We start from the raw sequence: 20312 nt of genomic DNA, 5'->3' as shown, positions 1-20312 counted from the left end.
GTTCATATTTCGAAGTATATGCGAGGCCAAAGTTACAAACGGATTCACCGATGACCCATGACGACAGTGCGCTGGTCCGCTGCCTCAGTCCTGAAGTGCAGGCGATGATGGGGGTCTATGCGCTCTACTGGAAACTGGAAGAAAGCCTGGACGCATTAGAGGTCGGGCTGAGTCATCAGGAATGCCATATGATGGTCAAGCTTGAGCGACCCAAACGCATGGGCGTTTTGGCTGCAGACATGCTGACGGTGCCGTCCACCATCACGTCAACCGCTGACGCGCTGGAAGAGGCAGGGTACCTGACCCGCCAGCGCGATCCAGAAGACCGTCGGGCTTGGTTGTTGGTTCTGACCGACAAGGGGCTTGAGATGCGACAGGTTCTGATGTCCGAGGCGGGAGACCTGTTCCGCAGAGCTTCTGGGCTGGATGCTGACGAAACTGCCGAATTTGCACGACTGGCCCGGAAGATCCGGGAAAACATAATGAAAACAGGAATTCCTGAGGGATTGAAGAAATGAAACTCTTCACTGTACTGAGCGTCGCTCTGACCGTGTTCGCCACCTCCGTTTTGGCGCAGGATAGCGCCAAGCCCGTAAAACTAATGATGGTCCAAGAGACTTCGCCCGGCTTCTCGCGCCAGTTTTTTGGTCGCGTCGCTGCGCGGCAAACAGTCGATCTGGCCTTTCAGGTTTCCGGGCAAATCGTCGAAATGCCGGTGACCGAGGGGTTCGTGATACCCAAGGGCGAGCTGATCGCGCAACTGGATCAGGAACCATTCCAGCGCCGCTATGACCGCGCTGTCCTGCAAAAGGATCAGGCGGATCGTACCGTGGCCCGTCTTTCTCGTTTGCGCGGAACCACAGCCAGCCAGGTGGCGGTGGACGACGCGGAAACCGAAGCGCAACTGGCGGATATCGCCGTCCGCGATGCCGAATATGATCTGGAACACGCCACACTGACCGCGCCGTTTGACGCGCTGGTCTCACGCCGAACGGTCGAGTCTTTTACCACTGTAAACGCAGGGGCGCCCATCGTGCGTATCCACGATATGTCCGAATTGCGGATCGAAGTAGATGTTCCGGAAATCCTGTTCCAACGATCGGGTCAGGAAGATGACATTGCGATTACGGCGAAGTTTCCAACCAGCGACGAGGTCTTCCCCCTGCAGATCCGGGAATTTGACGCCGAAACCTCGAGCGTGGGTCAGACTTTCCGCATCCAGTTTGGCCTCACGCCACCTGAAGGATTGCAGATTTTGCCGGGTTCGTCAGTGACCGTGAATGTGAAAGTCCAGGACGCCCGGACAGGTATCGTTGTGCCCGCAACGGCCATCATTTCGGACGCTGAGGGCGGTCTGGGCGTCATGGTGTTTTCACCGGTTGGGGCCGATGAAGGCGCCGTCCAGCTTGTGCCGGTTACCATCGAACCCACGCAGACCGGCGAAGTCCGTGTTCTGACAGGGTTGAACGATGGTGACGAGATCGTCGTCGCGGGTGGCAGCACGTTGACAGATGGCCAAGCCGTTCGCCGCTTTGTCGGCTTTGCAAACTGAAGGGCGGATCGATGAACATTGCGCGCGCATCCATTGATCGCCCGATCTATACGTGGCTGATAATCCTGATCGCCCTGTTTGGTGGCGTCTGGGGGTTTCTGTCGTTGGGACGTCTGGAAGATCCGGCCTTCACTATTAAAAACGCGGTCATCGTGACCCAGTATCCCGGTGCAACGGCTGAACAGGTGGCGCTGGAGGTATCCGAGCCACTGGAATCCGCCATCCAGCAAATGGGTGAGGTTGATACGATCACATCCGTGAATCAGCCCGGGCTTTCGCTGATCGAAGTTGAGATCCAATCGACATATGACGGAACCGAATTGCCCGAAATCTGGACCAAGCTGCGCGCCAAGGTGCGTGATACGGCCCGCAGCCTGCCGTCCGGAGTGCAGGCGCCGCTGGTCAATGACAGGTTCGGCGACGTGTTCGGGCTGTTCTATGCGGTAACGGCTGATGGGTTTTCGGACGCTGAAAAACACGAGCTGTCCACCTTCTTGCGGCGCGAATTGCTGACCGTCGAAGGCGTCGCAGACGTAGAAGTGATGGGCCTGCCGCAAGAGGCTATCTTTGTAGAACCCGATCTGGCCATCTCGGTGAACCAGAATGTGCCGCTGCAGTCCATCAATGAAGCTATTGCCAATGCGGATTCGGTGAACGCTTCGGGCTCGGTCCGCTCAGAGAATGACCGCACGACCATCCTGACTGCCGAAGGGTCGGACAGTGTCTCAGCGATTGCGGGATTGTCGGTAGGCTCGCAAGGGCAGGTGATCAACTTGTTTGATATGTCCGACGTGTATCGTGGTCGCCAGACCGACCCCGAGGTGATGATCCGGTTCAACGGGACCGAAGCTTTCACATTGGGCATTGCGGGTCTGTCCACCGAAAACATTGTCGAGGTCGGCAAACGCGCTGATGCAAAATTCGCCGAGCTGGACTCGCAAATCCCGTTTGGCGTCGAAATCCTGCCGATCTACCAACAGCACGTGGTGGTCGAGCAGGCCTCGAATGACTTTCTGGTAAATCTGGCCATGTCCGTGACCATTGTGGTTATCGTACTCGCGGTGTTCATGGGATGGCGCGCGGCGGTTGTTGTCGGCTCAACCCTGTTGCTGACCGTGGTGGGAACGCTGCTGTTCATGTCGATGTTCTCAATCGAGATGGAGAGGATCTCGTTGGGTGCGCTGATTATCGCGATGGGTATGTTGGTGGATAACGCCATCGTTGTGGCTGAGGGCATGCAGATCGCGATGCTGCGCGGGAAAAACTCGCGCGATGCTGCGGATGAAGCTGCTTCCAAGACGCAAATCCCGTTGTTGGGCGCGACCGTCATCGGGATCATGGCCTTTGCAGGGATCGGTCTTAGCCCGGATGCGACGGGCGAGTTCCTGTTCTCTCTGTTTGCGGTGATCGGTATTTCACTGCTGCTGAGTTGGGTGCTGGCTCTGACGGTGACACCAATGCTGGGCCACTATTTCTTCAAGCAGGGTGAGGCAGGCGCTGTGGATGCCTATGGCGGGATCATGTTCCGTGTCTACGGCAGCATCCTGCGCTGGGCGCTCCGGTTCCGCTGGCTGGTTGTTGCCGGTTTGATAAGCGTCACTGTTGCCTGTTTCGCCGGGTTTGGACTGGTCAAACAGCAGTTCTTCCCCGATTCGAACACGCCGCTGTTCTTCGTGCACTACAAACTGCCGCAAGGTACGCCCATCGCGCGAACGGCCGAGGATATGGCTGTATTCGAAGAATGGCTGGACAAACGCGACGATGTCGTTGCCGTCACCACATTTGTTGGGCAGGGGGCAACCCGGTTTCTGCTGACCTATTCGGCAGAGAAACCGAACCCCAGCTATGGCCACATGATCATCCGTACAGAAACTCTGGATGACATTCCCGCATTGCAGGCTGATCTAGAGGCGTTTGGCTCCGCTCAATTCCCCGAAGGTGAGTTCCGCACCAAGCGTCTGATCTTTGGCCCTGGCGGCGGTGATCCGATCCAGGCCCGGTTCTCGGGTAGTGATCCGGCTGTTCTGCGGCAGCTTGCGGACGAAGCGATTCAGCGGATGCGCGGTGCGTCCGAGAACGCTTTGCATGTCTATCAGGACTGGCGTGAGAAGGAACTGGCGGTTCAGCCTATCTATGCGACAGAACGAGCGCAGACTGCCGGTGTCACCCGTGAAGATATCGCCGGAACGCTGCAATTTTCGACCGATGGTATCAGGGCGGGTGTATTCCGGGAACGCGACCGTTTGATCCCGATCATCATCCGCCGCCCTGCGGACGGAGATTACTCGATCGTCGATCAGGTCGTGTACTCGGATCAGTCCGAAAAGTTTGTGCCAATCGAACAGATGGTCGACGGGTTCGAGTACAAATCGCTCAACACGCTGGTTCATCGTCGTGACCGGGTGCTGACCATTACCGTCGGCGCCGAAATTCCGGCGGGTCTGACGGCGGCTCAGGTCCACTCGGAAGTTCGCGCTGCCATCGAAGAGATGGAACTGCCCGCAGGGTATCGCATGGAGTGGGGTGGCGAGTTCGAAAACGCCGGTGACGCCAACGAAAGCCTGGGCCGTCAGTTGCCGGTCAGCCTGTTGATCATGGTGCTGATTTCGGTGTTGATTTTTAACGCCATCCGTCAGCCGATTATCATCTGGTTGCTGGTGCCGATGTCCGTAAATGGCGTGGTTATCGGGTTGTTGGGTACTGGTCTTCCGTTCACCTTCACGGCGCTGCTGGGTCTGCTCAGCCTGTCGGGGATGCTAATCAAGAACGGCATTGTTTTGGTCGAGGAAATCGATCTGGTCCGCGAAACCGGCAAAGGCTTGCGCGAGTCGATCATCGAGGCCTCGGTCTCACGTCTGCGCCCAGTGATGCTGGCCGCGATCACCACTATTCTGGGCATGGCGCCGTTGCTGACAGATGCGTTCTTCAAGTCCATGGCGGTGACGATTATGGGCGGCCTGGCCTTCGCGACAATCCTGACGATGGTCGCAGCGCCCGTCTTCTACATGATCTTCTTCGCGCGAGATGAAAAGCGTGAGATTAAAGAAGCCGCTGCGTAACAGCTCAGATTTTTGTCGAATTTCTCAAACCCGGCTGGTGTCCTATCCAGCCGGGTTTTTCGACCAATTGACTCGGTCTAAGGCCGCCTGCGTTTCAGGGGCAATGTCATAGTTGGATCGGGCATTAGTGTCATAACTTCGCCAAGCGCTCGACGTGATTGCCTTGCAATGCCAGACGCCATTGGATTTTGGGGTGATCAGACTGCCTCGTGACTTCAACAGCCCGATTGTGTGGACGTGCCATGACGTAAACCAAAGAGGACCAGAGGGCGCGATGCAGTATTTGGCTCTGCACAGTTTGTCGTCCGCCTTTTTGCGGATGTGATCGGAATGTCGAAAATTTTCGGTGCAGCCTGCATCCGGATACCGCCATTCCACACCCAGGCGGACAAACCCGGTTGGCCGTTTTTGGGTGAGGTCAAAAATTGTACCGCTTTTGCACCAGACCAGTTCATCAATATCACATTGAAGAACCGCGCGAGCGCCCGAAAGAAAACGCAAGCGCGCGATGTTCAGCAGCGAAGTCTGCAGAAACATCGTATTGTGACGGTTTTTGCCCTTTCTGTCTTGCGAAACAACGCCGTACCTGAAAGGCGCGGACAGCACCGTTGGGTTATGGATCCCACCCCGCCTCAGCGCTTCGCGGATGTCGTCCAGCCCATACCGGGTTGAGGCATTGTCGAAGAACAGCATCTGCTCCAGCCCATGCATCTGACAATGGTAACGGGCAAAATCTTCAATCCAGGTCAGGTCGTTGTCACGCGACAAGGTTACGGCCACGTTTTTCCCAGTGTGAGGGGCCGAATCCTGCTGGACCGAATTCACGGGCGACTCGACACCAGAACCGCGCCATTCAAACCTTAGGGTTTGTGGCTTCTTTGACGTCCGGATGATCAATAGATCATAGAACTCATGGGACTTCAGGCGGGGTTTCCCGACTTTGTCTTCATCCAGATAAAACTGGCCTTCTCGGATCACGTGGTACAGGCCGAACAGTTTTGGGCAGAAAACCACCAGGCTGCCCCGGTCCCAAAATGCATCGTACCAGAACGTGTCATAGTCGTACACGTGCTCGGTATAGTCTGGGCCAACATGGCCCGGTTTCATTTCGCGGCGTAGCCCGAGTTCCGTAAGGCTGCTGGAGGCAAAAATCGGATAGTGCTCTTGTGTCAATGTCGTTGCCTTAAACTTGCTGGCAATTTCGAATTGTTGCCGCCAACTTACATGCGCTTAGATAGCCAGCTCATCGGTATTTCTAGCGCCGGGTTCAGTCGCCCGGATCCCTCGCCGGGTCATAGTGATAATAAAAACAGGACAGTTTGTTCCCGTCAGGGTCGCGCAGATAAGTGACATAGAAATCAGGTGCGTAATAGTCTCTTGTACCCGGGGCACCAGCGTCTGTGCCACCATGCTCCAGCCCTGCAGTGTGAAACTGTCGGACCGTTGCGGCGCTTTGGGTGGGAAACGCGATCATCGTCCCGTTGCCCACATCGGCAGGGTTCCCGTCAAAGGGTGTGTTTATCCAGAACCCGGTCCCATCGTCTGGTTCGGTTCCCCAACCCGCACGATCTTTGGTCCATCCCGGAAGGCGTGGCAGTTCCAAGACAGAAAAGATCGCGTCATAGAACTTAATGGCCCGCGACAGGTCATTTGTTCCATAAGTGACGTAAAGGCGCACGGCTTCCCCCGATTTAGGGACGGTATCACACGGCCTTTATATCGGAGGGTTACAGAAAAACGGCACTGAAAGCTGTTTTAGATCAGCGGGACAAAGGGCACATCACACGCTGCAAGCGTCATCATTGCGGCGAAAACAATAAACCTGCGCATTTGTTTTTTTCCTTCTGCTCAATCATAGAAAAGATGCGCGCCCGGGGACACAAGGTCAACGGGCGCGCGAAACGTTCGGTCGTGTAAGCAGGTTAAGGCCGATCAGCCCTGCAGCGATCTAACCTCGACATCGCCTTCGGTCTGCGCCTTAATCGCCAGCGCGGCGGCGTGGCTTGCGGCAGCTGTCGTGTAGTATGGGATCTTGTCATACAGTGCGATGGATCGGATGGCTTTGCTGTCCTCAACCGCTTGCGCGCCTTCGGTGGTGTTCATCAACAGCTGAACCTGGCCGTCTTTCAACATATCGACCACGTCCGGGCGGCCCTCATAGACCTTGTTGACGATCTCACAGGCAACGCCTTGCTCGGCCAACCAGCTTTGTGTGCCACGGGTCGCGACAAGCGAAAAGCCCTGTTCCGTCAGAACTTGAGCGGCTTCAAGCATAGCGGCACCTTTATCGGCGTCCTTGATCGAGATAAACGCACGACCCGAAGAGGGCAGAACCATGCCTGCGCCCATCTGCGCCTTGAGGAAGGCGCGCGGGAAGTCGCGGTCCCAGCCCATGACCTCGCCAGTGGAACGCATTTCCGGGCCCAGAATGGTGTCAACGCCGGGGAAGCGGGCAAAAGGCAAAACAGCCTCTTTCACCGAGAACCACGGCATGTCCGGATCGGCCAGCGTCATCTGGTCGGCAATCTTGGTATCCTGACCATCCTTGTATGCGGGGCGCATAGGGAAGTTCGAAAGTTTCTCACCGGCCATGACGCGTGCTGCAATCGAAGCAATCGCACTGTCGGTCGCCTTGGCCACAAACGGTACGGTCCGCGAGGCGCGTGGGTTTACTTCGATCAGGTAGATTTCATCGTCCTTGATCGCGAACTGCACATTCATCAGGCCGACAACGTTCAGTGCCTTGGCCAATTTGTATGCCTGGTCCTTGATTTGCACGATGATTTCTTTTGACAGCGAATAGGGCGGCAGCGAACAGGCCGAGTCACCCGAGTGGACGCCGGCTTCTTCGATGTGCTGCATGATGCCTGCAACGTGAACGTCTGTGCCATCACAAAGGGCGTCGACGTCCAGCTCAACCGCACCAGCCAGATAGCTATCCAGCAGTACAGGGCTGTCACCCGAGACGACCACCGCCTCGTTGATGTAGCGTTTCAGCTGATCCATATCGCGCACGATTTCCATAGCGCGACCACCCAGAACGTATGAGGGGCGGATCACCAGCGGGAAACCGATATCTTCAGCAATTTCCAGCGCTTGTTCGTCGGTAGATGCGATGCCATTCTTAGGCTGTTTCAAGCCCAGATCATTGACCAGTGCCTGGAACCGTTCACGGTCTTCGGCCAGGTCGATGGCGTCCGGCGTGGTGCCGAGGATCGGAATGCCTTCTGATTCCAGCGCGTTGGCCAGTTTTAGCGGGGTCTGACCGCCGTATTGAACAATCACACCGTGCAGCGTGCCGTTTTCCTGTTCCTTCGTCAGGATTTCCATGACGTGTTCGAAAGTCAGAGGTTCAAAATAAAGACGATCCGAGGTGTCGTAGTCGGTCGACACGGTCTCGGGGTTGCAGTTGATCATGATGGTTTCATAACCAGCGTCGGTCAGCGCGAAACAGGCGTGGCAGCAGCAATAGTCGAACTCGATGCCTTGACCAATCCGGTTCGGGCCACCGCCAAGGATGACGACTTTCTTGCGGTCAGACGGACGCGCCTCGCATTCTACGTCACCCATCATGGGGGCTTCGTAGGTCGAATACATATAGGGCGTCTGCGCCTCGAACTCGGCGGCGCAGGTGTCGATGCGTTTGAACACGGCTGTAACGCCCAGATTGCGGCGCGCCCGGCGGACGTTGTCTTCGTCACGACCAGTCAGATTTCCCAAACGCGCGTCAGTAAAGCCCAGCATCTTGAGCTTACGGATGCCTTCCTCGGTCACGGGCAGGCCGTCTTTGCGCACTTGGCGTTCGGCTTCGATTATCTCGCGGATACGGGCAAGGAACCAAGGGTCGAACTTGGTGACGCCAAAGATCTCATCGTCGGTCAGCCCGTGGCGCATTGCTTGCGCGATGGTGCGCAGACGGTCGGGCGTCTGCTGGCTGATTGCTTTGATGACGGCGGCCTTGTCGTCGGCTTCGTCCCAGACACCGACATTCAGGCCGGGGATTTCCACCTCATCAAACCCGGTCAGACCCGATTCCATCGAAGCCAGCGCCTTTTGCATCGATTCGTGGATAGTACGGCCGATAGACATGGCCTCACCCACCGATTTCATGGCGGTGGTCAGGTAGGGCTCGGAGCCGGGGAATTTCTCGAACGCGAATTTCGGAATCTTGGTGACAACATAGTCGATGGTCGGCTCAAAGCTGGCCGGGGTGACTTTGGTGATGTCGTTGTCCAGCTCATCCAGCGTATAACCGACGGCCAGCTTGGCGGCGATCTTGGCAATCGGGAAACCGGTTGCCTTTGACGCCAGCGCCGAAGAACGCGATACGCGCGGGTTCATCTCGATCACGACCATCCGTCCGTCGACCGGGTTGATCGCCCATTGTACGTTCGATCCGCCGGTCTCGACGCCGATCTCGCGCAGCACGGCAATCGAGTGATTGCGCATGACCTGGTATTCTTTGTCAGTCAGCGTCAGGGCCGGGGCGACGGTGATCGAGTCACCCGTGTGCACGCCCATCGGGTCGATGTTTTCGATGGAGCAGACGATGATGGCGTTGTCGGCGGTGTCGCGCACCACCTCCATCTCGTATTCTTTCCATCCCAAAAGGCTTTCGTCGATTAGGATCTGGCCCACTGGCGAGGCATCCATGCCGGTGCGACAAATATGGATATAGTCTTCGCGGTTATACGCCACGCCGCCGCCTGTGCCGCCCAGCGTAAAGGCGGGGCGGATGATGGCGGGTAAGCCTACATTTTCAAGGGTTTCGAGGGCCAGCGCCACACCGGCGTCCAGGTCTTTCTTGCCGCTTTCGTTCTTGGGGGCAGTCACGATCTCGGCCTTGGGGTTTTCGATGCCCAGCCGGTCCATCGCCTCGCGGAACAAGGCGCGGTCTTCGGCCATTTCAATGGCGTCGCGCTTGGCACCGATCATCTCGACGCCAAACTTGTCCAGCACGCCCATCTCTTCCAGCGCGAGCGAGGTGTTCAGGCCGGTCTGCCCGCCCATGGTGGGCAGCAGCGCGTCGGGGCGTTCTTTTTCAATGATCTTGGCGACAACTTCTGGCGTGATCGGTTCGATATAAGTCGCGTCGGCCAATTCGGGGTCGGTCATGATCGTGGCGGGGTTTGAGTTCACCAGGATGACCCGGTACCCTTCTTCCCGTAGTGCCTTGCAGGCCTGAGCGCCGGAATAGTCGAACTCGCAAGCCTGACCAATAACAATGGGGCCCGCCCCGATGATCATGATCGACTGAATGTCGGTTCTTCTCGGCATGGCCACGTTCCTTCGATTGTCCGCGATTCAGGGCACCCCCAAGCGCCCAAATTGTCCTGCGTTATAGGGACCGCGTGAAAAGGTGCAAGGGGGATCGGAAACAGGGGCGAAATTGCCGCTTTCCCCCCTTTCCCTTGGCGGCGTATTCTCTATACCGCGCAGCACGACAAATGAGGATGCAATTGCGTATTCGTTTTGATCAGGGGCCAGCCGGGTCAGGAACCAGTTTTGACCGGCCAGCCGATATGATCCGCGCGGACAATGCGGAGGACGTGCCCCAAGCGTTGGAGGCGCTGGACGCGGCGCGCGCGCAAGGGGCTTGGTTGGCCGGCTATGCCAGCTATGAGCTAGGGTACGTGCTGGAACCGCGCCTGTCTGAGCGTTTGCCAGAAGGCCGCCGGCTGCCTTTACTATGCTTCGGCGTTTATGATCGCCCCATTCAGCGGGAATTGCCGGTTGCATCCGGTGGCGTGACCCAGTTTGAGCCGCGCTGGGACGAGGCGCGGTACACGCAGGCGTTTCAACACGTGCACGACGCCATTGGGGCAGGGGATATTTATCAGGCCAACCTGACATTCCCGATTGATATGACTGTAGAGGGCGATAGCGCCGCGCTTTATGCCGCGCTCACGGCCGGACAGCCCGTAGGTCACGGCGCGCTGATCCAGCAGGATGGGTTGCCCGATCTGCTCAGCCGGTCTCCCGAACTGTTCTTTCGCACGAACGCGGACCGCGGGATCGAAACCCGCCCAATGAAGGGGACCCAACCCCGCAGCGAGGATATGGCTGAAGACGCCCGGCGTCGCGCGTTCCTGGCGGTCGACGAAAAGAACCGGGCTGAAAACCTGATGATCGTCGATCTGTTGCGCAACGATATCAGCCGCGTCGCGATGCCCGGATCCGTCAAGGTGCCCGAACTGTTCAAAGTCGAAACTTATGCGACCGTGCATCAGATGATCTCGCTGGTGCAGGCGCAGCTGCATATGGGCGCCGAGCTGTCCGATATCCTGACTGCTCTGTTTCCCTGCGGTTCCATCACCGGTGCCCCCAAAATTCGAGCCATGGAGATTCTGTCCGATCTCGAACCCTGGCCTCGCGATGTTTATTGCGGTGCAATCGGGTGGGCTGCGCCGGACGGGCGTTCCGAATTCAACGTGGCCATCCGAACCCTGATGGTCGAGGATGGCGCGGCCACCCTCAATGTCGGCGGTGGAGTGATCTGGGACAGCACGGCCCCATCGGAATATGAGGAAGCGCTATGGAAAGCTCGCTTTGCCCACCAGCTGACCCTGACTTCCGCCTGATCGAAACACTGGCCTTTCGACCCGGCCAAGGGTTCGTTCGCCGGGATCGACATCTATCCCGTATGGCCCGGTCAGCTGCGGCCATGGGCATGCCTATCGATGTGGGCGCAGCCATCCAGGCACTGGACACTGTCGGAGGGCAATCTCCTCTGCGGTGCCGGCTTACACTGGCAGTTGATGGAACATACGATGTGACAACCGGAGCTTTGGCCGACAACCCACCATTATGGCGGGTCGCGGTCACCAAAATGCGGCTTTCCGCGTCGGATGTTTGGTTGCAGCACAAGACGACACAACGCTCTGTTTATGATACGGCTCGCGCATCGCTGCCGGACGGAATAGACGAATTTCTTTTTCTGAATGAACGTGAAGAACTGTGCGAAGGGACCATCACCAACCTGTTCCTGCATATGCCGGACGGCCGTCGTCTGACGCCAAAGCTGACCTGTGGTTTGCTTCCGGGGATTCTGCGAGAAGAACTGATTGATAATAAACAGGTTACCGAAAGCGTCTTGTCCTTGACCGATCTGAAAAACGCGGAAAAAGTTTTCGTAGGGAATTCCTTACGTGGCCTGATCCGGGCGGAATTGGCGGTATTGTGAGCAAACAAAGCGATTGGGCGCATGACGGGACGCATCACCTGCGGCTACGGCTGGAGTTCGGCCTGTTCTTTATCGCAGTGCCAGTTCTGATTGCAGTCTTTTTTCCTCCGAATTGGATGTTTCCGTCGCTGTTCACCTTCACGGCCATCGGTATCATCCTGCTCCATTACACGCCGGGTTTTGCCTGGGCCGAACTTCGGTACAACTGGCGCAATTGGACGTGGCGCGAGCTCGCTCTCTTCACTGTTGCCATGGCGGCGTTTTGCTCGGCGGTCGTCATGGCGATGCGACCGGATGTTGCATTTCGCATGCTTCTCTACCGGCCCGAATTCCTGGCAGTGATCTGGCTGGCTTACCCGATTGCTTCGGCCCTTCCGCAAGAGCTTTTGTTCCGGTCGCTGTTCTTCCGCCGCTACCAGGCGATCCTGCCAAACGGGAAGGCGGCTTACCTACTGAACGCGTCCTTGTTTTCGCTGGCCCACCTGATGTACTGGAGCTGGATTGTCGCCATCATGACCTTTGGCGGAGGGCTGTTGTTCACTTGGGCCTACCGCCAACGCGGGTCGTTTTTCTACGCGGTCCTGCTGCATGCTATTGCGGGGAATGTTATCTTTGCGGCGGGTCTGGGCATCTATTTCTATTCCGGCAACGTGCAAAGGCCGTTTTGACGGCGCGACCTGCCTTGACTTTCCAAGCCTGACAGGGTGTACCGGCGCGACGAATTCTACGCCCGAAGGGATAAATCCATGCACGCCTACCGCAGCCACACCTGCGCCGCACTGACCGCCGCCAATGTCGGTGAAACCGTCCGCCTGTCCGGTTGGGTGCATCGGGTACGAGATCACGGCGGCGTGCTGTTCATCGATCTGCGCGATCATTTCGGTGTGACACAGGTTCTGTGTGATGGTGACAGTGCAGCTTTTGCCGAGCTTGAGAAAGTACGTTCGGAATGGTGTATCCGCATCGACGGCACCGTCAAAGCACGTGACCCGGAGCTGGTGAACTCGAAACTGCCGACTGGTGAGATTGAAGTTTACGTGCGGGAGCTTGAGGTTCTGGGCGCGGCTGACGAACTGCCGCTGATGGTGTTCGGAGATCAGGAATACCCCGAGGAAACGCGTCTGCGTTACCGTTACCTGGACCTGCGCCGCGAGGCGATGCAGCAGAACATGACCCTGCGCTCGGACGTTGTCGCCTCGATGCGCAAACGCATGTGGGATCAGGGCTTCCGCGAGTATCAGACGCCGATCATCACCGCATCTTCGCCTGAAGGCGCGCGCGACTTCCTTGTGCCGTCGCGTTTGCACCCGGGCAAGTTCTACGCGCTGCCGCAGGCCCCGCAGCAGTTCAAACAGCTGATCATGGTGTCGGGCTTCGACAAGTATTTTCAGATCGCGCCGTGCTTCCGTGACGAAGACCCGCGTGCCGACCGCTCGCCCACCGATTTCTACCAGCTTGACCTTGAGATGTCGTTTGTCGAACAGCAGGACGTGTTCGACACGATCCAGCCCGTTCTGACCGGCGTGTTTGAAGAGTTCGGCGGTGGCCGTAAAGTCGATCAGGACTGGCCGCAGATTTCCTACAAGGATGCTGCATTGTGGTACGGTTCCGACAAGCCCGATCTGCGGAACCCTATCAAAATGCAAGTGGTCTCTGACCACTTCCGCGGGTCTGGCTTCGCGATTTTCGCGAAGCTGCTGGAGCAGGAAGGCACCGAAATCCGCGCCATCCCCGCGCCTACCGGTGGTAGCCGCAAGTTCTGTGACCGCATGAACGCATTCGCTCAGAAAGAGGGTCTGCCCGGTATGGGCTACATTTTCTGGCGCGATCAGGGCGAAGGGATGGAGGCCGCAGGTCCGCTGGCTAAAAACATCGGCCCCGAACGCACCGAGGCCATCCGTCAGCAACTGGGTCTGGGTGTCGGTGATGCGGCATTCTTCCTGGGTGGCAAGCCCAAAGCCTTTGAAAAGGTCGCTGGTAAAGCGCGTGATGTTATCGGTGAGGAACTGAACCTGACCGAGAAAGACCGCTTCGCCTTTGCCTGGATCGTGGATTTTCCGATCTACGAACAGGACGAAGAATCCGGTGCCATTGACTTTGAACACAACCCGTTCTCGATGCCGCAGGGCGGAATGGAGGCTCTGGAAGGCAATCCTCTGGATGTGCGAGGCTATCAATACGACTTGGCTTGCAATGGGTATGAGCTGGTGTCGGGTGCAATCCGAAACCACAAGCCCGAGATCATGCTTAAGGCCTTTGAGCTGGCAGGCTATGGCGAGGATGAAGTCAAAAGCCGCTTTGGTGCGCTGTTCAACGCCTTCCATTATGGTGCCCCGCCGCACGGTGGCTGCGCCGCTGGTATCGACCGTATCGTGATGCTGCTGGCCGATGAAGCCAACATCCGCGAGGTCATGATGTTCCCCATGAACCAGCGTGCCGAGGACCTGATGATGGACGCACCATCCGATCCGACCTCGGATCAGATGATGGAGCTGGGCTTGCGGATCATCCCTCAGGACTGAGAATAACAAAACCCGCTGCTTACCCTGCAGCGGGTTTTCTCATGGCTTGCGCTTGTGCAAAGGTCATGGCCATGGACCGGTATTCATAGCTTGGTCACAGGTCTGCGTGGCCTGTTTGTTGGCGACCTATTCCCATGGGTCCCTAAAGGACTTCCTGCTGGAGCGAATATCGCGGGCGGTAGCGCGGGCTTGCCAGTAGACCCAAAGACACAAGATCGTTGCGGTTATGAAGTAAGCGGTCATCATCTCAAATCGCCTCACGCTGTTTCAAACGGGTCTGCACAATCCCGGCGACCTGAGCGGCCACGGCCGTTATTGGGGTCCCGCCTGCCCGGGACTCGGCAAGCCGCTGCGCCGCGTCCGCCAGAACTGTATCGTCGGCATCGCGGGCGACCCCGCGCAGAAACTGTGCCGCGTAATCTAGCGTGCGCTGATCATTCGGACCGGCCAGAACGTCGGCGATATGGGCCATGTCATCCTGATAGGCCAACGGATCGGCGTTAATGATCTCATCCCGGACGGCATGCAGGCTGCTGGGGCGGCGATCTTCGGGCAAACGTTCCAGAACGGATGTCTGAAAATAAGCCAGCGATTTTAAGGGTTTCGCCAGAAACCCATCAGCACCGGCCCGCATTGCGGTGCGTTTCATGTGGTCATCCCCGGACATGCCAAGAATGGCCCCAATGCGGGGCGCAGCCTCAGACAGATCAGCGATTAGATCCGCGCCGGACCCGTCCGGCAGACCCATGTCTACGATGATGACAGACGGGCGGTAGATCTGCAGGTGACGCCGTGCCGATTGCAGGCAATCCGCCCGCCTGATGCGTGCGCCGCTGTGCAGGCACATCAGCCGAATGGCGTCGCAGGCATAGCGGCTGTCTTCCACAACCAAAATAGTTTGTCCCAGCAGGGGCCGCGTGGCCGTCGGCTGCGCGGGAGAGGCGAAGGGGCTCGAATCGTCCATGGCGGAACTCCTAATCAGCAGATACCTCACGCTAGGAACTTCTGGCTAACAGGGCGTTAACGGCAATTTGGCGCACTTGTTCTTTGTTCAATCAGCCCCCATAACCGCTGCAACGCAGAACAGAGGAGAGTTCCATGATTGGTCGCCTGAACCACGTAGCCATTGCCGTACCCGATCTTGAGGCCGCCTCGGAGCAGTATCGCAACGCGCTGGGCGCGAAAGTCGGCGCGCCGCAGGATGAGCCGGATCACGGCGTCACAGTTGTGTTCATCGAACTGCCCAATACCAAGATCGAACTGCTTTATCCGATGGGCGATGACAGCCCGATCAACGGGTTTCTGGAAAAGAACCCCGCTGGCGGCATCCACCATGTCTGCTATGAGGTCGAGGATATCATCGCTGCCCGCGATCACCTGAAAGAAACCGGCGCGCGCGTGCTGGGTTCGGGTGAGCCCAAGATCGGTGCGCATGGTAAACCGGTGCTGTTCCTGCACCCCAAAGATTTTAACGGCTGCCTGGTCGAGCTGGAACAGGTGTAACCTAACCGCGGAGGGGATAAGATGTCGATTACTGGTGCGGCCGTTCTGTTCGCTGTGATCTGGTTCATGACCTTGCTGGTGGTGCTGCCAATTCGCATCAAGACACAGGGCGATCTGGGTGATATCGTTCCGGGCACCCACGCGGGCGCACCTGAAGAGCATCACCTGAAGAAAAAGATGTGGATCACCACCGGTATCACGGTGGTGATCTGGGCCATTATCGCAGGCATCATCCTGTCCGGCATGATTTCCGTGCGAGACTTCGACTGGCTGAACCAGCTGGAGCCGCAGCGCTGATCTTTAAGCCATAGACCCTGATAGCTTGTGGTAGATATGGGTGAACGTTGCGACCCCAAGGATTGGGATCACAAGGTTCACCAGGGGCACGGATAGCGGGATCGCCATCAAAATGCCTGCCATCCAGATGGTCGTTGCGTGTTTGGCGCGCAGCTTACGTGCACCTTCGCGACCCAACCTGCGCATGGCCGCCAGCGTAAAGTATTCCCGCCCCAACAAGAAACCGTTCATGCCCCAGAAGATTAAGGGAGCGAGTGGGGTAAAGATTGCATAGAGAATCAGGGCCAGCAGGTTGGCAACGATCAGAACTCCCATGAAGCTCAGCCCGTCGCGCAGGCTTTCGCTGAATGGAATGGCTGGTACAGCAGGCAAAGACGGGTAATGCTTGTCTTCGACCGCTTGCGCGACGTCTTCCAGAAACATCGACGTAATCGCCGAGGCCACCGGGACCATCAGAAATACGGGCAGGATCAGGACGACAAAGATGCCGGAATAATTCAGCACGTCGTTCAACCACGGCACGGCACCGATAAAGGGCAGAGAGATCTCGTTCCCCGACAGCCTGTTTATCAGCCAGATCGCCAAAGCACATGCGGCGATCAGCAAAACAATCGTCAGACCAACGCCGCGCAACAGGACAGCCCGGAACTTTGGGTCGCCGATCTGTCCCAGCGCTGCAAAAAAGGCGTTGAGAATGGTCATTCCGAAACCCACTGCGTCAACCCATCCACGTCAGGGCGGGGTCTTTCGGGCGGTGCTTTGCCCTCGGTCGCGATATGGACCAGACCCGCGACGCGTTCATTATCTTGTAGCCCGAACGCCTTTTTGCAAAAGTCCCGGTTGTGGGTCTGCCAACCGGACAGCCAGTTCGCGCCCCAACCCGCAGCAAGCGCCGCGTTCAGCAAAGCCAGGCACACTGCGCCAGCGGAATAGGTCTGTTCGATTGCAGGGATTTTCGCGGAGGGTTTTTGAACCTCGATCACGGCGACCGCCAGATGGCCCATGTCGAACTGACTGCGGGCTTTGGCGATATCCTCAGCAGACTTGCCCAGGGCCGCGCCACAATCTTCGGTCAGCTGCGCCAGACGCGGCATGGCACCTTTCTCAAGCACGATGAAACGCCAGGGTTCCAGCTTGCCATGATCCGGGCTGCGTGCGGCGGCTGTCAGCAGGGGCAACAGCTGTTCCCGCGTCGGTGCGGGTTCAACCAGCGTTTTTGCAGGGCGCGACCGGCGCGATTGCAGAAACTCCAGGGCGGCCGGATTCTTCAAGGACATATGTTAACTTTCTTTACATAGGCGGTTGTGTATGTGGTTGAACATCTGGCGGGTTTCAAGGGCAAGTGGCTGGATGCAGGAGATCAATTTCACTCCCTGAGCGTTCGTGCAAGGATGTTCAAGAAGAAGAGAGGGAAGATGGCCAAACCAAAGCTGCGAAATGTACCGGATCTGAGCGCGCACGCCGTACCCGATGAAGGGATCGAGGTCCGGGTCACGCCGAAAGCTGCGAAGGATGGGATTTTAACCGATCAGGGAAACATTCGCATCACCGTCACCGCGCCGCCCGAAAATGGCAAGGCAAACGAGGCGGTGCGCAACATTTTGGCCGTGGCCATGGGGGTGGCACCGTCCACTCTGATCCTAAAGCGGGGCAGACGTCGCGCGACGAGGTGTTTGTCTATTCACCCTGATCCGGTGTTTCCCGGACTTGGTACACGCCTTCCGGCAAGTCCAAAGCCGCCGCCAGATCGCGCACCTGTTCAGGGGACAACGTGATCCTCTGAATCTGATCCGTGCGCGGGTCCAATTGTTCAAGCGTCACACATTCGGCGAAGCTGTTGATGACGACATCCTCTTGCAAAGGCTTTGGGCCTTCGTCCACCAGAGTAATGACTGTCGAGTCGAATTCATGCTCAATCGAAAACATGAAAGCAGAGTGCAGGTCAGCCGAGTGCAATGCAACCCGTACCTTACCAATCGGGCTGTGGTGATTGGCGCAGCTCCGCGCTATGGTCGTGAAAACGGGCCGACCGTTTCAAAGGATTATGAATGTATCGTCTGATCTGTTTGTTTCTTCCTCTTTTTCTGGCGGCCTGTAGTGCTGGCGAGATGCGATTGCAACCCGCGACCCAATGGTCGGGGACCTTGGGCGAGTATCAGGTAGAGGCGGCCGCAGTTCGAGATGTCAGCCGCTCTATCGGCAAAGAAGCCCGGGCTGAGTGTCTGAAGCGGGCCAAAGTCAAAAATTGCGATTTCACGGTTCTTGTTGATCTCAATCCACAAGCGGAAGCGAATGCGTTTCAGACCTTGGATAACCGGGGTCAGCCGGTGATCATTATGACCCGTTCCATGATTCAGTCAGCACAAAACCCAAATGAACTGGCTTTTGTCCTTGGGCATGAAGCGGCCCATCACCTTCTGCGCCATATCCCTCGTCAGTCGGAAAACGCGCAAGAAAGCGCTGCAATATTCAACAATCTGGGCAAGCTCTTTGGAGAAGAGGGCGAAGACCTGGAGCGCACACAAAAAATTGGGGCGGAAGTGGGTGTTCAATTGAACGTCAAGGCCTTCGAGCTTGAGGCTGACCAGTTGGGCACAATTATTACCCACAATGCCGGATATAACCCGTTGATCGGTGCAAAGTACTTCGACCGCATCCCGGACCCGGAGGACAGTTTTCTGGCGTCACACCCGCCGAATGCGCAGCGTGTGCAGATGGTTCAGAACACGGCCCGAAAACTTGGGCTGACGCAATGACCCAAATAACAAGGCTGGGTGTAATCCTGACGGATCGTGGGTCAAAATACGCGGTGTCGGGAGCTGCGGTGCAAACGCGCGAGGGCGTGGATGCCGTTCTGCAAGACCTCAAGTCCGACAAAGCCTATGCCAAGGCAACGCACAATACCTGGGCGGCGATCTTGCCGACAGGGGCTCTCAAGGCGGACGATGGAGAAAGCGGTGCCGGAATGGTCATCCTGCGCATGCTCGAAAGGGCCGGACTGGAGGGCCACGTCATCATTGTCACCCGCTGGTACGGGGGCAAAAAACTGGGCGGTGACCGGTTTCGCAGGGTGCAGGATGCGACCCGCGCCTATCTGGACCATATCGGTGCCGGGTCTTGACCTGAGTCAAATGCCTGTTCGGGCCGCTGCGCTATCCTGTCAGAACCGTGCGACAGGGAGACAGCGCAATGCTTGGCAAAAATACTCTGAAACGACATGCGGAACTGGTCGACCAGATGGCAACCCACGTCGGGGTCGATCTGGAAGATGCGGCCATAGGCGGTGACGTCTCGATTGACCAGATCTCTGATGCGGTCCTGCGTTGCAGTAATTGTTCGAACCCAGATCATTGTGCGCAATTTCTGGCACAATCTACCCAAGGCCAGAAAACCCCGGAATACTGCAGGAATACGTCCCTGTTTGACCGCCTCACTTCGCTGTCGGAAAGCAAGCGCGACGGATAAGAAAAATCATGCCGCGCCATTGCTGTGTTTGACGGCGCTTTGTGTAAACAAAAGGCAGATCTGCCAATGACCCGAGATACTCTGGGCGACGTGGAGAAACACTTTTGGCTAACCCGGTCGGTAGCCAGATGTATGGATGTTTCGTTGACCGAAGCGATGGCCGAGGGGCGGTTGACCACCAATGGTTATGCGGAGATCGTGACACGCTGTCGTGCCTCTGAATGCAGCGACCAATGCGAATTGTGGTTGTCGAAACAACAGGTCAAAGCCGATTCGGCCCCTGAATTCTGCGTGAATGCAGAAACGCTGAACGCTTTGAAGACTTAGTCAGAGCTTGGAATGCGAACCGTCGCACAGCGGCGGATTGGCCGTTTGTTTGCACCCGCAAAAGAATACTTTCTTGCTGGTTTCGGCAGTAAACTTCACTGGTTCAAACTGGGTTCCCTTGTGTGAACCATCGCAGAAGGGCTGACGCTCTGACTTGCCACAGGCACACCAGAAATAGGTTTTCCCTTCGGTCACTTCGACCGGGTAGGGGGCTTTTTGGGCAGGTTTCGGCTCATCTGACATGTGGCTGCTCCGCTTTTGGCTAATGTCGTGAAACAACTATAAGGCCATCGCGGGGGCGTGTAGAGCGCTTATGTTTCTTTATGCAAGCAGCATGGTTTTGCCGTTCTCACAAAACTGTGATTGATTTTGTTGCAATAATATCAACGAGGTCGTATTTTGAG

21 protein-coding genes and 1 pseudogene are annotated in these 20312 nt (G+C 57.3%); 14 read left to right on the top strand and 8 right to left on the bottom strand.

All coding sequences use genetic code 11. The annotated features are described in order from the left end of the window. Nucleotides 1–50 precede the first annotated feature (50 nt). From AC2FFH_RS02215 to AC2FFH_RS02205, 3 genes are read left to right on the top strand one after another with little or no spacing between them, the layout of a single operon-like run. Nucleotides 51–518 carry a MarR family winged helix-turn-helix transcriptional regulator gene (locus AC2FFH_RS02215; protein ID WP_282151756.1) on the top strand — a complete coding sequence of 156 codons (468 nt, stop codon included), beginning with the start codon at nt 51–53 and terminating at the stop codon, nt 516–518. Beyond that, nucleotides 515–1552: an efflux RND transporter periplasmic adaptor subunit gene (locus AC2FFH_RS02210; RefSeq protein ID WP_496769057.1), complete on the top strand. Its 1038-nt coding sequence runs from the start codon at nt 515–517 to the stop codon at nt 1550–1552. The genes AC2FFH_RS02215 and AC2FFH_RS02210 overlap by 4 nt, the downstream gene beginning before the upstream one ends. An 11-nt stretch (nt 1553–1563) precedes the next feature. Further along, nucleotides 1564–4611 (top strand): efflux RND transporter permease subunit, encoded by a 3048-nt coding sequence (locus AC2FFH_RS02205; protein WP_496769055.1) that lies wholly within the window; start codon nt 1564–1566, stop codon nt 4609–4611. Between the two features lie 42 nt (nt 4612–4653). Here AC2FFH_RS02205 and AC2FFH_RS02200 read toward each other — a convergent pair whose 3' ends face one another. The 3 genes from AC2FFH_RS02200 to carB all read right to left on the bottom strand — a co-directional run bounded on the left by AC2FFH_RS02200 (nt 4654) and on the right by carB (nt 9888). Further along, entirely contained in the window at nt 4654–5784 is a 1131-nt protein-coding gene (locus tag AC2FFH_RS02200; RefSeq protein ID WP_496843633.1) for a hypothetical protein, read from the bottom strand. 94 nt (nt 5785–5878) lie between these two features. Continuing rightward, nucleotides 5879–6289 carry a VOC family protein gene (locus AC2FFH_RS02195; protein WP_496843632.1) on the bottom strand — a complete coding sequence of 137 codons (411 nt, stop codon included), beginning with the start codon at nt 6287–6289 and terminating at the stop codon, nt 5879–5881. A 254-nt stretch (nt 6290–6543) separates the two neighbouring features. Then, nucleotides 6544–9888 carry a carbamoyl-phosphate synthase large subunit gene (carB, locus tag AC2FFH_RS02190; RefSeq protein WP_496843631.1) on the bottom strand — a complete coding sequence of 1115 codons (3345 nt, stop codon included), beginning with the start codon at nt 9886–9888 and terminating at the stop codon, nt 6544–6546. A 176-nt stretch (nt 9889–10064) separates the two neighbouring features. On the opposite strand from carB, the gene AC2FFH_RS02185 reads away from it, so the two are divergent. The 4 genes from AC2FFH_RS02185 to aspS all read left to right on the top strand — a co-directional run bounded on the left by AC2FFH_RS02185 (nt 10065) and on the right by aspS (nt 14316). Beyond that, a complete protein-coding gene (locus AC2FFH_RS02185; protein ID WP_496769154.1) occupies nt 10065–11192 on the top strand; it encodes an aminodeoxychorismate synthase component I in 1128 nt (375 codons plus the stop codon). After that, a complete protein-coding gene (locus tag AC2FFH_RS02180; protein WP_496769046.1) occupies nt 11147–11794 on the top strand; it encodes an aminotransferase class IV family protein in 648 nt (215 codons plus the stop codon). The genes AC2FFH_RS02185 and AC2FFH_RS02180 overlap by 46 nt, the downstream gene beginning before the upstream one ends. Continuing rightward, nucleotides 11791–12462 (top strand): CPBP family intramembrane glutamic endopeptidase, encoded by a 672-nt coding sequence (locus tag AC2FFH_RS02175; protein WP_496769044.1) that lies wholly within the window; start codon nt 11791–11793, stop codon nt 12460–12462. The genes AC2FFH_RS02180 and AC2FFH_RS02175 overlap by 4 nt, the downstream gene beginning before the upstream one ends. A 78-nt stretch (nt 12463–12540) precedes the next feature. After that, complete coding sequence (aspS, locus tag AC2FFH_RS02170) at nt 12541–14316, top strand: aspartate--tRNA ligase (RefSeq protein WP_496843630.1); 1776 nt, start codon at nt 12541–12543, stop codon at nt 14314–14316. A gap of 247 nt (nt 14317–14563) precedes the next feature. On the opposite strand, the gene AC2FFH_RS02165 is transcribed toward aspS, so the two are convergent. Continuing rightward, entirely contained in the window at nt 14564–15280 is a 717-nt protein-coding gene (locus AC2FFH_RS02165) for a response regulator (protein WP_496843629.1), read from the bottom strand. Nucleotides 15281–15414: 134 nt separating this feature from the next. Here AC2FFH_RS02165 and mce point away from each other — a divergent pair, with 134 nt between their 5' ends. Continuing rightward, nucleotides 15415–15819, top strand: coding sequence for a methylmalonyl-CoA epimerase (gene mce, locus AC2FFH_RS02160; protein WP_058275955.1), 405 nt, complete (start codon nt 15415–15417; stop codon nt 15817–15819). 21 nt (nt 15820–15840) lie between these two features. Continuing rightward, a complete protein-coding gene (locus tag AC2FFH_RS02155) occupies nt 15841–16116 on the top strand; it encodes a DUF1467 family protein (RefSeq protein ID WP_496769039.1) in 276 nt (91 codons plus the stop codon). 3 nt (nt 16117–16119) lie between these two features. Here AC2FFH_RS02155 and AC2FFH_RS02150 read toward each other — a convergent pair whose 3' ends face one another. Next, on the bottom strand, nt 16120–16818 hold the full coding sequence (locus AC2FFH_RS02150) for an EI24 domain-containing protein (RefSeq protein WP_496843628.1): 699 nt from the start codon (nt 16816–16818) through the stop codon (nt 16120–16122). After that, the gene (locus AC2FFH_RS02145; RefSeq protein ID WP_496769034.1) at nt 16815–17393 is read right to left on the bottom strand and encodes a nitroreductase family protein; all 579 of its coding nucleotides are present in this window, start codon (nt 17391–17393) and stop codon (nt 16815–16817) included. The genes AC2FFH_RS02150 and AC2FFH_RS02145 overlap by 4 nt, the downstream gene beginning before the upstream one ends. Before the next feature lie 138 nt (nt 17394–17531). Between AC2FFH_RS02145 and AC2FFH_RS02140 the strand changes: the two are divergent. Then, a pseudogene (locus AC2FFH_RS02140) lies at nt 17532–17806 on the top strand (DUF167 domain-containing protein). Here the strand turns inward: AC2FFH_RS02140 and AC2FFH_RS02135 are convergent. Further along, nucleotides 17794–18042, bottom strand: a complete 249-nt coding sequence (locus tag AC2FFH_RS02135) for a DUF8831 family protein (protein WP_496738177.1) — start codon at nt 18040–18042, stop codon at nt 17794–17796. The pseudogene AC2FFH_RS02140 and the gene AC2FFH_RS02135 sit on opposite strands and share 13 nt — an antisense overlap. A gap of 122 nt (nt 18043–18164) precedes the next feature. On the opposite strand from AC2FFH_RS02135, the gene AC2FFH_RS02130 reads away from it, so the two are divergent. The 4 genes from AC2FFH_RS02130 (at nt 18165) to AC2FFH_RS02115 (ending at nt 19908) form a co-directional block, all read left to right on the top strand. Next, a complete protein-coding gene (locus AC2FFH_RS02130; RefSeq protein WP_496843627.1) occupies nt 18165–18872 on the top strand; it encodes a M48 family metallopeptidase in 708 nt (235 codons plus the stop codon). Further along, entirely contained in the window at nt 18869–19237 is a 369-nt protein-coding gene (locus AC2FFH_RS02125; RefSeq protein WP_496843626.1) for a YigZ family protein, read from the top strand. The genes AC2FFH_RS02130 and AC2FFH_RS02125 overlap by 4 nt, the downstream gene beginning before the upstream one ends. 68 nt (nt 19238–19305) lie before the next feature. Further along, nucleotides 19306–19581, top strand: a complete 276-nt coding sequence (locus AC2FFH_RS02120; RefSeq protein WP_496843625.1) for a DUF6455 family protein — start codon at nt 19306–19308, stop codon at nt 19579–19581. A 66-nt stretch (nt 19582–19647) separates the two neighbouring features. Next, nucleotides 19648–19908, top strand: a complete 261-nt coding sequence (locus tag AC2FFH_RS02115) for a DUF6455 family protein (protein WP_496843624.1) — start codon at nt 19648–19650, stop codon at nt 19906–19908. Here AC2FFH_RS02115 and AC2FFH_RS02110 read toward each other — a convergent pair whose 3' ends face one another. Beyond that, nucleotides 19909–20151, bottom strand: coding sequence for a CDGSH iron-sulfur domain-containing protein (locus tag AC2FFH_RS02110; RefSeq protein WP_496724077.1), 243 nt, complete (start codon nt 20149–20151; stop codon nt 19909–19911). Between the last annotated feature and the right edge of the window lie 161 nt (nt 20152–20312).

Source organism: Ruegeria sp. YTSC003, from assembly GCF_059609785.1.
The sequence above is the reverse complement of the archived record's forward strand: the minus strand, read 5'-3'. Positions and strand labels throughout refer to the sequence as shown.

Coding starts and splice junctions, on each gene's coding strand:
- AC2FFH_RS02215 (WP_282151756.1), top strand. CDS start 51: ATGACCCATGACGACAGTGCGCTGGTCCGCTGCCTCAGTCCTGAAGTG.
- AC2FFH_RS02210 (WP_496769057.1), top strand. CDS start 515: ATGAAACTCTTCACTGTACTGAGCGTCGCTCTGACCGTGTTCGCCACC.
- AC2FFH_RS02205 (WP_496769055.1), top strand. CDS start 1,564: ATGAACATTGCGCGCGCATCCATTGATCGCCCGATCTATACGTGGCTG.
- carB (WP_496843631.1), bottom strand. CDS start 9,888: ATGCCGAGAAGAACCGACATTCAGTCGATCATGATCATCGGGGCGGGC.
- AC2FFH_RS02185 (WP_496769154.1), top strand. CDS start 10,065: ATGCAATTGCGTATTCGTTTTGATCAGGGGCCAGCCGGGTCAGGAACC.
- AC2FFH_RS02180 (WP_496769046.1), top strand. CDS start 11,147: ATGGAAAGCTCGCTTTGCCCACCAGCTGACCCTGACTTCCGCCTGATC.
- aspS (WP_496843630.1), top strand. CDS start 12,541: ATGCACGCCTACCGCAGCCACACCTGCGCCGCACTGACCGCCGCCAAT.
- AC2FFH_RS02165 (WP_496843629.1), bottom strand. CDS start 15,280: ATGGACGATTCGAGCCCCTTCGCCTCTCCCGCGCAGCCGACGGCCACG.
- mce (WP_058275955.1), top strand. CDS start 15,415: ATGATTGGTCGCCTGAACCACGTAGCCATTGCCGTACCCGATCTTGAG.
- AC2FFH_RS02155 (WP_496769039.1), top strand. CDS start 15,841: ATGTCGATTACTGGTGCGGCCGTTCTGTTCGCTGTGATCTGGTTCATG.
- AC2FFH_RS02150 (WP_496843628.1), bottom strand. CDS start 16,818: ATGACCATTCTCAACGCCTTTTTTGCAGCGCTGGGACAGATCGGCGAC.
- AC2FFH_RS02145 (WP_496769034.1), bottom strand. CDS start 17,393: ATGTCCTTGAAGAATCCGGCCGCCCTGGAGTTTCTGCAATCGCGCCGG.
- AC2FFH_RS02135 (WP_496738177.1), bottom strand. CDS start 18,042: ATGTTTTCGATTGAGCATGAATTCGACTCGACAGTCATTACTCTGGTG.
- AC2FFH_RS02130 (WP_496843627.1), top strand. CDS start 18,165: ATGTATCGTCTGATCTGTTTGTTTCTTCCTCTTTTTCTGGCGGCCTGT.
- AC2FFH_RS02125 (WP_496843626.1), top strand. CDS start 18,869: ATGACCCAAATAACAAGGCTGGGTGTAATCCTGACGGATCGTGGGTCA.
- AC2FFH_RS02120 (WP_496843625.1), top strand. CDS start 19,306: ATGCTTGGCAAAAATACTCTGAAACGACATGCGGAACTGGTCGACCAG.
- AC2FFH_RS02115 (WP_496843624.1), top strand. CDS start 19,648: ATGACCCGAGATACTCTGGGCGACGTGGAGAAACACTTTTGGCTAACC.
- AC2FFH_RS02110 (WP_496724077.1), bottom strand. CDS start 20,151: ATGTCAGATGAGCCGAAACCTGCCCAAAAAGCCCCCTACCCGGTCGAA.